We start from the raw sequence: 16,167 nt of genomic DNA, 5'->3' as shown, positions 1-16,167 counted from the left end.
GACAGTACAACACCTTATAATAATGATGAATTCTGGATGAGGCAGGCGCTGGCGCTGGCAGAAGAGGCGGCGCTGGCCGGAGAGATCCCGGTCGGGGCTGTGCTGGTGAAAGATAATCAGCGCATTGCCGGTGGTTTCAATCAGCCGATCCTCAGCCATGACCCGACAGCCCACGCTGAAATTGTTACGTTGCGCGGGGCCGGGGCGGTGCTGGAAAATTACCGTCTTACCGATGCCACACTGTATGTCACCCTCGAACCCTGCATGATGTGTGCCGGGGCACTGATCCACAGCCGGATCAAACGTCTGGTGTACGGCGCGGCAGAGCCGAAAACCGGTGCTGCGGGGTCATTTATTGATTTGCTGACCTTACCGCGTCTCAATCATTATATGGAAGTGACAGGGGGCGTGCTGGGGGAGGAGTGTTCGGCAATGCTCAGTGAATTTTTCCGCCACCGCCGTGCGGAGAAAAAAGCCCTGAAAAAACAGCATGCGGAAAGTCAGAAATCAGAGAATGAGTGATCAGTTTGGTGCGGCAGAGGTCAGAATCTCTGCCGTTTCTTCCTGCGGCTGCTGTAACAGCAGCTCTTCCTGATGTAAATCGAGATAGCCCTGTAAACTGAGCTGGTAACGACGCACCCCTTCCACATAGCGGTAAGCTTCGTAACCGCGCGCATAGCCGTACGGCAGAGACTGATAATAGGCTTTTTTGCTCAGCAGCGGCAGACGGGATTTCACATCCAGCCAACTGTCCGGATCCGCCCCCTGCATCTCGGTCAGTTTGCGGACATCCAGCATATGACCGTAGCCCATATTATAAGCGGCGAGGGCAAACCAGATTTTTTCATCATCGGGGATGGAATCCGGCAGTTTGTCCATCAGGTAATTTATATATGTCCCGCCGCCCTTGATGCTCTGCTCCGGGTCAAGGCGATCCTCAATCCCGAAGAAATCCGCCGTCGGCCGGGTCAGCATCATAATGCCGCGCACGCCGGTCGGTGAGGTGGCGGTCGGGTTCCAGTGTGATTCCTGCCAGGCTATCGCAGCCAGTACCTGCCAGTCCATTTTCCCCGCGTACTTTTCAAACAGCGGGCGGTAAGTGGCCAGTTGGGTGTTGATGGCATTAATAAAGGTTTTGGTATCCACATAATTAAACTGATTCATGTGGCTGAAATACTTCTCTTCCAGACGCGCCAGGGTGTCGGTTTCCCGTGTCTGGTTGAAAAAATCGAGCAGGGCGGCATTCAGGCTGCTGTCTTCACTGCGTTTCAGATACCAGGTCAGCGGCTGGTTTTCTGTGACCTCAAAGGCCACCGTGACATTCGGATGAATATGCTGTTCCTGTGCCACGCTGACAGAATCGCTGACGACATAATCAATCTCACCTTTTGCCAGTCGCTGAAGCAGATGGCTGCTGTTTTTATCGGCAATTTCACGGATATCCAGATCCGGATATTTATCTGCTTTGAGCTGGCGGAGCAGGCGGGCGTGAGCACTGCCGGCTGTGACCCAGACCGGAGAGCCGAGATCGCCCAAATCCCGCGGACGTTTGTTACCCATGCGGTAGAGAAGCTGCTGTGCGACGGTGTAATATGTCGGGCCGCTCAGCGCGTTGTCCAGGCGGTCTTCATTATAGATAAGCCCGGCGGCGAGCAGATCGGCATCATTATTGGCAAGGTCGCTGAACAGGTCATTGACACCGTCGCGTTCCCGCACCACCAGTTTTACCCCGAGGTAGTCCGCGAAACGCTGCGCCAGTTCGTAATCAAAACCGCTGGCCTGTCCCTGCTTATTAAAGCTGATAAGCGGTGATGCCACTGCGCTGACACGCAGTTCCCCCCCGCGCGAGAATACGGTTGAGCTGCGGCTGCTGCGATGGCCAGCTGATATTGATGGCGATCAGCGCCGCCGCGAACAGCGCGACGACGACGATAACGACATAATTTAGCTTTTTATGTACCAAAGGCGCATCTCACCGGTTACACAAAAGGATTCATTCTGAGGCATAAATTACCATGGTTATATTTCCAGTAATCGGACATTTTGCTCAACATTTTGTCACTGTGCAACTTTATTCCGTTTTCCGGGGCTGAAATCCGGAAAAAATCCCCCCGGGAAAAAACGTCACGCAAACGGTTTCGTCGGCGTCAGTATTGCTCTATAATGTGCCCGTTTCCCCTCCGGGCCGATGGCTCTGCGTGTTAAAAAGAGAGAACTGACAACTATGGAAATTTTGCGTGGCTCACCTGTGTTATCTGCGTTTCGCGTATCAAAATTTATCAGCGCGTTCACTGAACACCACCTGCCGGTGACCAACATCTATGCGGAATATGTGCATTTTGCTGATCTTTCCGCACCCCTGACCGACGATGAGCACTCCAAATTACAGCAGTTGCTCCGCTACGGCCCGTCGCTGGCGGAACATGCGCCGGAAGGGATCCTGTTTCTTGTCACGCCGCGCCCGGGAACATTATCTCCCTGGTCATCGAAAGCCACGGATATCGCGCATAACTGCGGTCTGTCAGCCGTTACCCGGCTGGAGCGGGGAATCGCCTACTATATTACTACCACAGGGCTGACAGAGAATGAACATCAGCAACTGAGTGCGCTGTTGCATGACCGCATGACAGAAACGGTTTTCAGTGAACTGTCACAGGCACAGGCGCTGTTTGCCCGTCATGAACCGGCACCGCTGACCGTGATTGACCTCGCGGGTCAGGGCCGCGCGGCACTGGAAAAAGCCAACATTTCGCTGGGGCTGGCGCTGGCGGAAGATGAAATCGATTATCTGGCGGATGCATTCACGAAACTCGGCCGCAATCCGTCCGATGCGGAACTCTATATGTTTGCCCAGGCAAACTCTGAGCACTGCCGCCACAAGATTTTTAATGCTGACTGGGTGATTGACGGCGAAGAACAGCCGAAATCCCTGTTTAAGATGATTAAAAATACCTTCGAGCAGACACCGGATCATGTGCTGTCCGCCTATAAAGATAATGCGGCGGTGATGGAAGGCTCCTCTGCCGGGCGTTTCTTCCCGCAGGGGGAAGACCGCAGTTATCAGTATCATCAGGAAGAAACCCATATCCTGATGAAAGTGGAAACCCATAACCACCCGACCGCCATTTCCCCGTGGCCGGGGGCGGCAACCGGCTCCGGCGGTGAAATTCGTGACGAAGGCGCGACCGGGCGCGGCGCCAAGCCAAAAGCGGGATTAACCGGTTTTTCTGTCTCCAACCTGCGTATCCCGGGCTTTACTCAGCCTTGGGAGCAGGATTTCGGCAGACCGGACCGCATTGTCAGCGCCTATGACATCATGACTGAAGGTCCGCTCGGCGGCGCGGCATTTAATAACGAATTCGGCCGTCCGGCACTGCTCGGCTATTTCCGGACCTATGAAGAGAAAGTCAGCAGCCACAACGGCGAGGAACTGCGCGGTTACCATAAACCCATTATGCTGGCGGGCGGTATCGGTAATATCCGTGCTGATCACGTGCAGAAAGGAGAGATCCCGCCGGGGGCGAAACTGATTGTATTAGGCGGCCCGTCGATGAATATCGGCCTGGGCGGTGGTGCGGCATCTTCCATGACATCCGGTCAGTCGGATGCGGACCTGGATTTTGCCTCTGTGCAGCGCGATAACCCGGAAATGGAGCGCCGCTGCCAGGAAGTGATCGATGCCTGCTGGCAACTGGGGGATAACAACCCGATTCTGTTTATCCATGATGTCGGTGCGGGCGGTTTGTCCAACGCCATGCCGGAGCTGGTCAGTGACGGCGGGCGCGGCGGGCGTTTCGAGCTGCGCGATATCCTCAGTGATGAGCTGGGTATGAGCCCGCTGGAAATCTGGTGTAACGAATCCCAGGAACGCTATGTGCTGGCAGTCTCGCCTGAGCAACTGCCGCTGTTTGAGGCACTCTGTCAGCGCGAGCGCGCGCCGTATGCCGTGATTGGTGAGGCGACAGAAAAGCGTGACCTGATCCTGAATGACAGCCATTTTGATAATCAGCCGATTGATATGCCGCTGGATATCCTGCTGGGTAAAACCCCGAAAATGCGCCGCGATGTCACCACACTGACTGCGGATGGCACACCGATTGACCGCCGTGATATTAATTTGCATGAAGCGGTAAAACGCGTGCTGCACTTACCGGCGGTAGCGGAAAAAACCTTCCTGATCACCATCGGTGACCGTACGGTAACCGGCATGGTTTCCCGTGATCAGATGGTCGGTCCGTGGCAGATCCCGGTAGCAGATTGCGCGGTGACTACCGCCAGCCTCGACAGTTACTACGGCGAGGCAATGTCCATCGGTGAACGTGCGCCGGTTGCTCTGCTTGATTTTGCCGCTTCAGCGCGTATGGCGGTGGCGGAAGCGCTGCTGAACATTGCCGGTGTGCAGATTGGCGATATTAAGCGGATTAAATTATCCGCCAACTGGATGGCCGCAGCCGGACATCCGGGCGAAGATGCCGGGTTATACGCGGCGGTGAAAGCGGTGGGTGAGGAGTTATGTCCGGCGCTCGGCCTGACGATCCCGGTCGGTAAAGATTCCATGTCGATGAAAACCCGCTGGAACGAGCAGGGCGAAGAGCGCGAGATGACCTCGCCGCTGTCGCTGGTGATCACGGCATTTGCCCGTGTGGATGATGTGCGCCGGACCGTTACTCCGCAACTGCGGAGTGATGTGCCGAACCGTCTGCTGCTGGTGGATCTGGGGGAAGGCCGTAATACCCTCGGCGCAACCGCGCTGGCGCAGGTATATCGTCAGCTGGGACAGAAAGGCGCGGATCTGCGCAATCCGCAGGCACTGCGTGCATTCTTTGACACCATGCAGACCCTGGTGCGGGATGAAAAACTGCTGGCGTATCATGACCGTTCAGACGGCGGCCTGTTTGTCACCCTGGCGGAAATGGCCTTTGCCGGACACTGTGGTGTGAATGCGGATATCAGTGCATTTGATGAGGATATCCTTGGCGCACTGTTTACCGAAGAGCCGGGCGCTGTGCTCCAGGTGCGTGAAGCAGATCTGGATGGTGTAGTGCAGGCCTTCACCGATGCCGGTCTGGCAGATATGCTGCATGTTCTCGGTGAAGCTGTACCGGGGGATGATTTTGTTGTCCGCAGCCATAATACAGAAGTCTATCACCAGTCCTGCCGTGAACTGCGGATCATGTGGGCGGAAACCACCTGGCAGATGCAGCGTCAGCGTGATAACCCTACCTGTGCGGATGAAGAGCATGAAGCCAAGCAGGATCTGACAGACCCCGGCCTTAATGTGGTACTGACGTTCGATCAGAATGACGATATCGCCGCGCCGTATATTGTAAAAGGTGTGCGTCCGCGTGTCGCGGTGCTGCGTGAGCAGGGGGTTAACTCCCATGTGGAAATGGCGGCGGCCTTCCACCGTGCCGGGTTTGATGCCATCGATGTGCATATGAGCGACCTGCTGAACGGGCATCTTCCGCTGGACAGTTTTCAGGCGCTGGTTGCCTGCGGCGGCTTCTCTTACGGGGACGTACTGGGTGCCGGTGAAGGCTGGGCGAAATCGATTCTGTTCAATCCGCAGGTACGGGATGAATTTGCGCAGTTCTTTGCGCGTCCGGATACCTTATCACTCGGGGTCTGTAACGGCTGTCAGATGATGTCAAACCTGCGGGATCTGATTCCGGGGGCGGATTTATGGCCGCGCTTTACCCGTAACCGCTCTGAACGTTTTGAAGCGCGTTTCAGTCTGGTCGAAGTGGCACAAAGCCCGTCACTGCTGCTGAGCGGCATGGCCGGTTCGCGGATGCCGATTGCGGTCTCTCACGGCGAAGGGCTGGCGGAATTCCGTGATGCAGCACATCAGCAGGCGCTGACGGAACGCGGCCTGGTGGCGCTGCAATATGTGGATAACTACGGACAGGTCACTGAACGCTATCCGGCCAACCCGAACGGCTCACCGGACGGTATCACTGCAGTCACGACCGATGACGGACGTACCACTATTATGATGCCGCATCCGGAGCGTGTTTTCCGTACCGTCAGCAACTCCTGGCATCCGGAAAACTGGGGAGAGGACGGACCGTGGTTGCGGATCTTCCGTAATGCCCGCAAACAATTAGGCTGATAAACACGCGGGTATAACTTTTCAGTTTTACCCGCTTTTTTTACTTACCACAATAATATTACCGCAATAATAAATCCTCTCTGCTTCTGTCAGTTGCTGAACAGTATTGATAATCGTTATTAATTAGTTCCCGCCTGAATACAAACATAAATAATAAGATAATCTATTTAAAAATAGTATTTTAGCCAGTTTAAAATTCCACTGTATCGATATTGCCATCCAATTATATTCAATAATGATTTTATCAGTAATGTGATGAAACATAGTTTCATTATCATTTTTTTCGTTGAATACGTAGTTTCACCATGTTAGCATTTGCAAACAATAATGATAATGCGAATAGATATCATTTGCTTTCAAATAAAGTTAACCAAATGAAAAATAAAGACAAATTACTTATTGCAGCTATTACAGGCAGTTCATTTTGTAGTTTTTATACACATGCAGCTCAATATAACCCCGATAACCATATTAAGGTTGCGGTTAAATCGGATGCACACGCAGAGACAGATGATCCTCTGTCGTCTCAAACGATAACAGAGCAGGAAATAAAGGATTCACCATCATCTAATAGTAACCTGAGTGATTATTTGAAAGCCGTCCCTGGTGCCCGTGTGGAGAGTAAATCAGAAACAGGATTTACCAATGGTGAAATTAAACCGCTCTCTGTTTCCATTAACGGTGCGCCTTTAGAACAGACGGCGTATATGATAGACGGGGTGAATATTAATAACGATATTGACCCGGCTTCCTCCTTATTTGATGGCACCATGGGCGTCAATCCGAATAAGAGTTCAGAGCAGGCTTATTTCTTTGATGCGAAACTACTTTCGGGAATAACGGTTTACAGTAATAACGTTCCGGCAAACCTGGGCGGATTTACCGGCGGGGCAGTTGTGGCGGAAACCCGGCAGTACAGCGGGGAAAATCACGCATCAGTCAGTTACCGTACCACCCGGTCCTCCTGGGCATCATTAAAAGCGGATGAGGCTGTAAAAGACGCGCTGGATAAAAAAGTCCCCAACGGAATGAATGCAGAATTTCAGCCCGTTTATAAAAAGGAATTCTTTAATCTGACGGCGGAATACGGATTAACGGAGAATACCGGTATGGTATTCGGCTTCAGCCGCCGTGATTCTGATATCCGCCAGACCCGGATGCTGAATTCGAAAGGAGAGACGGATAACCGTAATCACACCCGCCGTTCCGATAATATGCTGGTCAATTTTAACTGGACACCGGATACCGGCCGGACACTGGAAGCCGGGTTCCGCATGTCAGATTATAAAGAGGGTAAGTTTTACGCCAATAATATTGATAATAACGTCAATGATACCCATCAGGCTTACGGTACGACGATCCGGTATATTCAGTCTGTGCCGGGCGGTAAACTGACATCAACGGCAGCATATGACAAGTTTTCCGATAAACGCCGTTCCAACAGTACCGAAGCCAGTGTGGTGACTGACCTGGATACCGGTCTTGATTTTGAAGAAGGCGGTTATGGTAACAGTCAGCTGACGCAGGAAAATATCAATTTAATTCTGGATTATAATGCTGACCCCGTATTCTTCGGAAATACAGAGCACGTTTTCAATACAGGGGCAGATTACCATCATACGGCATATGCGTTTAAGCGGGATGAAGATGTTCACTCAACGGTATCATTTATTGACAGTACCGGCCGGGATGTTCTTTTAAGTGAACTGACCGCGTCAAAAGGAACCGTAAATACCTCTCATCAGAATTATGCACTTTATGCTCAGGACACGATTAAAACCGGTGATTTCACATTCCGTCCCGGTTTGCGCCTGGAACGGGATAATTATTTAAGTAACACAAATATCGCTCCCCGTTTTACGGCTTACTGGCAGGCATTACCGGATACCCGGTTTAAGTTCGGACTTAATCGTTATTACGGACGTTCATTTGCCACGATGAAGTTATCCGGGAAAATACTGGAACTGAATCAGGATCGTACCCGGGATTACCGTTCACTGACACATTTAAGTACGCCGCATTCCGATGAATTGAACTTCGGGGTTAATCAGGACTGGAATAACTGGCGTATTTCCGCAGATTATACATACAGAAAGTATAAGCAGCGGATTGTGGTTAAGCGCAGTACTCAGGATGATAAGAAAGTTGATTCATTCACCAACGGCGATGATTTTAATGCTCAGATTTATACGCTGCAAATAACCAATAAAACACCGTGGACTCTTGGTGCGACAGAGTGGAATACCACATTAGGTGCTGACTGGCTGAATACCGGCAGAGCCGATCTTGAGAAAACATTAGATCCGGATGAGGCGGTTATTCTTGATGGACGTCTGATGTCCCGTGCTCAGATGGAAAAAGAAGTCAATAATAATGAAGAGGAGTGGATGGTCCGTCTGGGTGTTGATATGAAGATCCCGGATAATAATATTACCTGGTCGAATAAATTTTATATTAAAGCACCGGTCCATTCTTATGCAGAAACCAACAGTACGGATGATATTACTGTTTATAAAACGCAGAACTTCGGAACACATACTCAATGGGATACCAGCCTGAGCTGGCAGCCGGCTATTTACGGTTCACATCAGCTTTATTTCCGTGCCGAAGTACTCAATGTGCTGAACCAGGTCAGGAAAATGGAAAATAAAGGCTACAGTTCAAATGAGTACGGAATTTATACTCCGGGACGTGAATTCTGGCTTGAAGTCGGTTATGAATTTTAATTGAGACATAAGAAACTGCCGGCGGAAATTCTGTTTTCTGCCGGCAGCCCATGACAAAACACAGTATGAATAGTAAATCTGAATTAAATAAAAATAAATTTATCAAACAGGTCTGGAGCCTGGCCTGTCCGTATTGGAAAAGCCGGGAATGGAAAATAGCCTGGCCGCTGATTATTTCTGTTATTGCACTTAATTATATTGTTGTTGAAATTGCAGTGAAATACAGCGACTGGAACCGTGATTTTTTTAATCTTATGCAGAATAAGGACTGGGATAATTTCTGGCCGATGCTGAGTCAGTTTGTTCTGATCATGGTGGTTTATTCTTCTGTCGATCTTATTGAAGAATATTTGCGCCGGACATTACGTATCCGCTGGCGGGGCTGGCTGACAGAGCGGTTTCTTACGCAGTGGCTGAGCCATAAGCGTATTTACCGGCATCAGCTTTTATACAAAGAGAGTGATAATCCGGATCAGCGTATTGCTCAGGATATAAAAGAATTTTGCGATCAGACATTGCAGCTGGGACTGGGATTACTGCGGACTATCACCAGTCTGGTGTCTTTTACCGTTATTTTATGGAATCTTTCCGGAACACTGACATTTGAACTGGGCGGAATGACATGGGTAATACCGGGATATATGGTATGGGTGGCAATATTGTATTCCGTTATCGGTACATGGCTCACCCATAAAATTACCAGAAAACTGATCCCGCTGACATTTCAGCAGGAAAAATGTGAAGCCGATTTTCGTTTTCATCTGATGCGGGTAAAAGAATACGCGGAATCGATCAGTTTTCTGCGCGGTGAAAAGGCGGAATTATCCTCATCAAAACGGTTATTCGGGAAAATATGGCAGAACTGGCAATATCTGACCGGAATGAAAATGAAATATCAGGCCTTTAACAGCGGATATAATGAGGTCGCCCGCATTTTCCCGTATCTGGTGGCATCGCCGCGGCTGATGAGCGGCAGCCTGCAACTCGGGGATATGATGCAGACCGCAACCGGATTTTACCGGGTACAGGAAGCATTCAGCTGGTTTGTCGATTCTTATGAGTCAGTGGCAAACTGGCGGGCAGTCACCGGGCGCTTGGTGACATTCAGTTCGCAGCTGGATTCTATTACCGGCACCGGCACAATCCGTCAGTCTGATTCTCCCGAATGGTCTGAGTTATCAGTATTTTTACCGGATAACCGCCCGGTTCAGGAAAATATGTCCGGTGCCTTTCCGGACAGCAGCTCAATAACAGGCCCGTCGGGATGCGGGAAAAGTACATTCCTGCGCACACTCGCCGGATTATGGCCGCATTATAAAGGTTCATTATCCATGCCTCCGGATAATAACTGCATGTTTATTCCCCAGAAACCGTATTTACCGGAAGCCACATTGCGGGAAATTTTAATATATCCCCATATTCACGGGGAATATGACGATGCATTGCTGGCCGGTGCATTAACGGATGTGGGACTCAGTCATTTTATTCCTGAACTGGATACCGGGAAAAACTGGCAGCACACATTATCCGGCGGAGAACTTCAGAAAATAATGCTGGCGCGGTGTCTGATACAAAAACCGGCCTGGCTGTTTCTCGATGAGGCCTTATCCGCACTCGATGAGGAAAATTATAAAACACTGAGCCGGTTACTCAGGGAAAAACTGGCTCACAGTCATATTATCGAAATATCTCACAGGGAAGACGTGAGAAATGATAAGCCCGGGTTGATTTTATGAAAAGAATACTACTGATAACCGGCATGTTATTTATTTTGTCCGCCTGTTCCGGTCAGCAGACACAGGTTAATGACCTGCTGAAAATGAAAACACTCCGGTATGACCCGGCAATAGAAACCGGCACGCTGAATAACGGATTTCGTTATTTTCTGGCGGAAAACAGTACACCGGAGAAAAAAGTGTATATCCGGCTGGTTGTTAATGCCGGATCAATGAATGAGGATGATGACCAGAGAGGCGTTGCACATATTGTCGAACATATGGCATTTAACGGAACAACGCATTTCCCCGGTAATAAGCTGATCCGTGACCTGGAAAAAGCGGGATTAAAATTCGGTATTGATATTAATGCATTCACGGATTTTGAAAATACGGTCTACACATTAAATCTGCCGGACAATGACCCGGTAAAAATTAACCTTGCGCTGGATATTGTTGCTGACTGGGCAGGGCGGGTAACCATAAATCAGGCGGACCTGGATGCAGAAAGGGGCGTTGTTCTGGAAGAGTGGCGCGCCAGACTGGGAGCTATGCTGCGGCTGGGGGATAAAAAGAGCGCCATTGAGATGGCGGGGTCGCGCTATGCATTACGTGACCCTATCGGGGATGCGGAAACAATACAGAATGTCAGCCGTAAACGGGTGGCTGATTTTTATTATCGCTGGTACAGACCGGATAATATGTCTCTGGTAGTCGCCGGGGATATTAATAAACAACACATCCTGTCTCTGCTGAAAACAAAATTAACGATGCTTCCGGTCAGAACAGATCCGCCTGAGATGATTGATTATTCTGTACCGTTGCCGGAACACTGGCGTACGGCTTTTGTTCATGAAGATGAAATCCGGACACCGGCGGTGGAAATCAGTTTTTTCAGTCCTTATCAGGAGGATTATTCACTGGCCCGTTATAAGGATGATCTGGTTAATCAGATTATGACCCGGCTGATAAATATCCGGTTACAACACCTGGAAAAAGAGAATGATGAGTTTATCAGTACCGCGAATTATTACTCTTCAGCGACCGGACGGGAAACCATACAATCTGTATTTTCCCTGCAATTATCAGATGAAAAATATGATGAAGCCACACTGAGTATTTTTAATTTTCTAGCTACTGTTGAGCAGCAGGGTTTTACACAGGCTGAACTGGATGAAGAGCTTAAGCGGTTAACCCGCCTTAATGAAAAACAGAAAGATAAAACCATTTACAGTATTGATCTTGCGGCGGATATGATGACGGCGGCAGCCAGTCATCAGCTGCTTGCAGGGCAGAATGATAAATTTCTTCTCAATCGCTATTATCTGAAAAATATCACCTTAGCCGATGTGAACAGCGCATTTCATACTATGACAGCCGTGAAATCCCGGTTGGTGATGATAACGCATCCGGAGAAAATACAGCCGCAGGCCATGGATGCGGCAGCACTGGAAAAAAACTGGATTGAAAGTCACCGGCTACCACAGAAAAAATGGGACCCGGCCGCAGAACAAATAACAGAACTACCGGATATTAATGTCACGGCCGGTAGTGTGAAACTTATCAGAACGGCTGAAGAATATAATATCAGGGAATATCAGCTGAGTAACGGCAGCCGGTTAATCTATCAGTACAATAATGATAATCCGGGAAAAGTGTTCTTTAAGGCGCTGACACCCGGCGGATTACGGTCAGTACCGGATGACGATTATCATGCGCTGCGGATTGCCGTCAGCCTGACGGATGAAACCGGTTTTGGCCGTTATCCGCTATCCGCATTACAGGCTGTTTTTAATAAGAGTCCGGTGGTAATGTCAACATTACTGGATGAGCATCAGCAGGGTTTTTCCGGCTGGGCAGAGACGGATAATCTTGAAAAAATTCTGACGCTTTTTCATCTGAAATTAAATGAAAGCCGGGTAACGGAAAAAGTATGGCGTAAATATAAATCGGAAATGGATAAACAGCTGGCTGAGAATAATAAAGACAGTCAGCATCTCTTTATGCAGAAAATATCATCACTGCGTTATCCGGGTAAACATACCATATATGATGCTACACAGCAGGATCTTGACGTACTGAGTGCGGAAAAACTGACGCAATTGTATGAACGTTATATCAGTAATAAAACCGATTTTACGTATTTTATTACCGGTGATATTCAGCCCCGCGATGCGGAAAAAATTGCAGGAAAATATCTGGCATCTGTTGGTGTAAAAAAGGATGGCAGAGAACCCGTTGCGATTGAAGCCGGAACACCGGAAACACCATTAATTGTCAGGGGATTGCAGGAGCCGCGGGCTGAAGTGGAGATCTATCTTGTCCGCAAAAATGGCTGGCGGCCGGATAATGCCTATTATCTGGAGATCGGCGGTGAGGTGATTCAGGAAAAACTGCGGGAAAAATTACGTGAGGAAGCATCAGGTGTTTACAGTGTCACCGCATGGTTCTGGCACAACCCGTCTGAAATACAGGATGAGGGACGGATCATGTTCACCTGTGCACCGGAACGGGTGGATGAACTGATTGCCCTGAGTGAACGCGTACTGACGGAATTTGAGCACAACGGGATTGATCGGCAGGTATTCAGAAATAAAATCGTTCAGAGCCGCAATATTCTTGAGCGAACCCATAATTCGGTGACCGGCATACTGGAAGATATTGAACGCAGTTATATGCTGACCGGCGGCCCGTTATTAATCGGCGCTTCACTGCGGGCAAATGAAAAGGCATCTCCGGAAGAGACTGAAATGGTTTTACAGGACTTTTTACGTCATGCCGGAAAATTCCATGCGGTATTACTGCCTGCGGAGTAATCAATGAATCGCTGCAAACTGGCCGGTTTATTCTTTTCTCTGTGTCTTCACGGCGGACTGCTTATTTTTTTATTCTGTATCAGCCAGACTGATTATGCGGAAAACGGCAATATAAGGACGGATAACCGCAGTGCCATGTTATTGCTGCCTGCGCCGGAAAAGGCGGAGGAACACTCTCCGGATATACCGGAACAGAGCGAGAAAAGCCTGTTACCGGTGATAAGCCCGGCAGCGGATAAAAAATCAGAATGGCAGGCGGAAAAAAACAGAAAAAAACGTGAGAATAAACTGCGGCAGAAAATTAAAAAGCCGGTTACTGCACCGCGGCATGATAAAGATGTGCATAAACCGGCAGAGGTTCCGGATACCGGTTTACAGTCATCTCTGTCGGCCGGAAATCATAACCTGACAACAGCCGATACCGTTGCCGGGCAGCGGAGTGACGACGAGCTGTGGTTATACCGGGAAAAAATGCGCAGAGAGATCCTGCGGTATATTTATTATCCTGCCAGAATCAGAAAGGTCAGCGCAGCCGTTGATATTAATGTCAGTATTTCCGGAACCGGTACACTTTCTGACCCCGTGGTGATCAGAAGTTCGGGGAACCGGATACTGGATAAAATTGCGCTCAGTGCGGTCAGTAAATATCAGCCGGTAGGAATTCCGCCGCCGGGGTTGGACAAAAGCATTGTCCTGACGGTGGATTTTATTAAGTAAACTGCGTGTTTGTTTGCATGTCCGGTATAAAAAATCACCTGTGTCATAAAATAACGACAGTCATCATTTTTAATGTCTCCAAAAGGAGACATCTAATGCATTGATATTTAAAGAGGTAAAAAAGAGCAAAAAAGACTGTCGCAAATCAGAGACGTTTTTTTGTAAAACAGGGAATAAACCGGAAGGTAATACACTGATAACGGTATTCCGGACTATTTTTATCAGGAGATAAAAATATTTTCCCTTTAATAACAGTGTATTGAATTTTATTTTTCAAAGTTGGCACATCAGTTGCAATATCTTCTGCAGTTGCTCATTCAATTTTTTATGTCGGCCCGCAATATGGCGGAAACATGCCACATAAGCCCGGGAATGATGCCAGAGTAAGGTGCCTACCGTCCGTTAATACCGATAACTGCGCAAGCTTTATCAGACACAGGGCGACACGTTGAGTGAGGCACCACCTTAATCTCACTGACGGGACGGCAGGAAACTGTCGTCCCGTCATCATTTTATACCTTCCCTGCATTCTTTCTGTTCTCTTTTTCGCACAGATGCATCCTGATCCTTTTCTCTTATCCCGGATCCGGTTAGCATCATGCACATGACAACAGGTTAAGAGATGACAATCTTGAAAAAATGGCGATTATTTCCGCGCTCGCTGCGTCAGTTGGTTGTGGTGGCATTCTGTCTGGTATTGCTGCCGTTGCTGGGACTGGCATGGCAGGCGTATCAGAGCTTTGATGAGCTGAGTAATCAGGCGGCGCAAATCAGTATCTCAACTGTACAGGATGCGCGGCGCAGTGAGGAAATGTCGAGCCTGGCGCTGGAAATGGAGCGCAGCTACCGCCAGTACTGTGTGCTGGGTAATGAAACCCTGAAAAATGTCTGGCACAAACAGTATCTCCGCTATGAGGACTATCTCGCCCGCCAGAAACAATCCACCCCGGATCCGCGTTATACTGATGATATCGCCGGCAGCCTCGGACAGTTGTCTGTCCTGCAGTGTGAAAACGGCGAGCCGGTTGCGGCGATGACCACTCACCTGGAAGCCTTTGCCCGCAGTAACGCTGATCTGGTGCAGGCTATCCGTGAGGCGAATTTCCGGCGCGGTGAGGAACTTCAGAATGCCATCGCCCGCAAAGGCCAGTCATTCGGCTGGCAGAGCCTGCTGGTGTTTGTCCTGAGCACCGGCCTTATCATTCTGTTTACCCGCATGATTATCGGGCCGGTAAAAGTGATTGAGCGGATGGTTAACCGCCTGGGGGAAGGGCGCAACCTGATACAGCGCCTTGATAATTTTAACGGCCCGAGAGAACTGCGCTCGCTGGCGCTGCGGATTGTCTGGCTGAGTGAGCGCCTCGACTGGCTGGAATCCCAGCGTCATGAATTCCTGCGTCATATTTCCCATGAACTGAAAACCCCGCTGGCCAGTATGCGTGAAGGTACCGAACTGCTGGCGGATGAAGTCGCGGGGCCGCTGACAGCGGATCAGAAAGATGTGGTATCAATACTGAGTGAAAGCAGCCGCCATTTGCAGGTGCTGATTGAACAGTTGCTGGAGTATAACCGCACGCTGGTGGACAGCCCGACAGAAGCCAAATGGGTTAACCTCGATACGGTAGTGCATGAGGTGGTTAATGCCCACAGCTTACCGGCGAGAAGCAAAGAAATCACTACGGACCTTGCTCTGGATGAAACAAGTGTCTGGGCTGAACCCGTCTTATTAACACGTGTACTCGATAATCTCTACTCAAATGCGGTACACTATGGCGCTGAATCGGGTAAGATCCGGATAACCAGCCGGAAAGCCGGTCAGCATATACAGATTGATGTCGCCAATACCGGTACGCCGATCCCGGAAGAAGAGCAGGAAATGATCTTCGAACCGTTCTATCAGGGCTCGCTTCAGCGCAAAGGTGCTGTCAAAGGCAGCGGGCTGGGACTGAGTATTGCCCGGGATTGTATTAACCGGATGGGCGGCGAACTGATATTAGTCGGTTCTGAAGGTGCGGATGTGTGCTTCCGTATTCAGCTTCCGTTCCACACCTTACTGGAATAACAGGTCAGCATTAACTTGA

Annotated in this window: 7 protein-coding genes and 1 pseudogene; 7 read left to right on the top strand and 1 reads right to left on the bottom strand. The window is 49.7% G+C overall.

What is annotated here, in order from left to right; translation table 11 throughout:
- Window positions 1-36: 36 nt before the first annotated feature.
- Window positions 37-522, top strand: coding sequence for a tRNA adenosine(34) deaminase TadA (tadA, locus tag JL661_RS11490; protein ID WP_004236960.1), 486 nt, complete (start codon window positions 37-39; stop codon window positions 520-522).
- Here tadA and mltF read toward each other — a convergent pair.
- Window positions 523-1,963: pseudogene (gene mltF / locus JL661_RS11485) on the bottom strand (membrane-bound lytic murein transglycosylase MltF).
- 261 nt (window positions 1,964-2,224) lie between these two features.
- On the opposite strand from mltF, the gene purL reads away from it, so the two are divergent.
- The 6 genes from purL to JL661_RS11455 all read left to right on the top strand — a co-directional run bounded on the left by purL (window position 2,225) and on the right by JL661_RS11455 (window position 16,148).
- Window positions 2,225-6,112, top strand: coding sequence for a phosphoribosylformylglycinamidine synthase (gene purL, locus JL661_RS11480; RefSeq protein WP_062772643.1), 3,888 nt, complete (start codon window positions 2,225-2,227; stop codon window positions 6,110-6,112).
- Between the two features lie 374 nt (window positions 6,113-6,486).
- Window positions 6,487-8,838, top strand: coding sequence for a TonB-dependent receptor plug domain-containing protein (locus tag JL661_RS11475; protein WP_062772457.1), 2,352 nt, complete (start codon window positions 6,487-6,489; stop codon window positions 8,836-8,838).
- Window positions 8,839-8,903: 65 nt separating this feature from the next.
- Window positions 8,904-10,574, top strand: coding sequence for an ABC transporter ATP-binding protein/permease (locus tag JL661_RS11470; protein ID WP_223302377.1), 1,671 nt, complete (start codon window positions 8,904-8,906; stop codon window positions 10,572-10,574).
- On the top strand, window positions 10,571-13,369 hold the full coding sequence (locus JL661_RS11465; RefSeq protein WP_062772459.1) for a M16 family metallopeptidase: 2,799 nt from the start codon (window positions 10,571-10,573) through the stop codon (window positions 13,367-13,369). The genes JL661_RS11470 and JL661_RS11465 overlap by 4 nt, the downstream gene beginning before the upstream one ends.
- Before the next feature lie 3 nt (window positions 13,370-13,372).
- Window positions 13,373-14,086, top strand: coding sequence for a cell envelope integrity protein TolA (gene tolA / locus JL661_RS11460; protein ID WP_004236952.1), 714 nt, complete (start codon window positions 13,373-13,375; stop codon window positions 14,084-14,086).
- 622 nt (window positions 14,087-14,708) lie between these two features.
- Window positions 14,709-16,148 (top strand): sensor histidine kinase, encoded by a 1,440-nt coding sequence (locus tag JL661_RS11455; protein WP_004241960.1) that lies wholly within the window; start codon window positions 14,709-14,711, stop codon window positions 16,146-16,148.
- The last annotated feature ends 19 nt before the right edge of the window (window positions 16,149-16,167 follow it).

Source organism: Morganella morganii (genome assembly GCF_019243775.1).
Lineage (GTDB): Bacteria > Pseudomonadota > Gammaproteobacteria > Enterobacterales > Enterobacteriaceae > Morganella > Morganella morganii.
The sequence above is the reverse complement of the archived record's forward strand: the minus strand, read 5'-3'. Positions and strand labels throughout refer to the sequence as shown.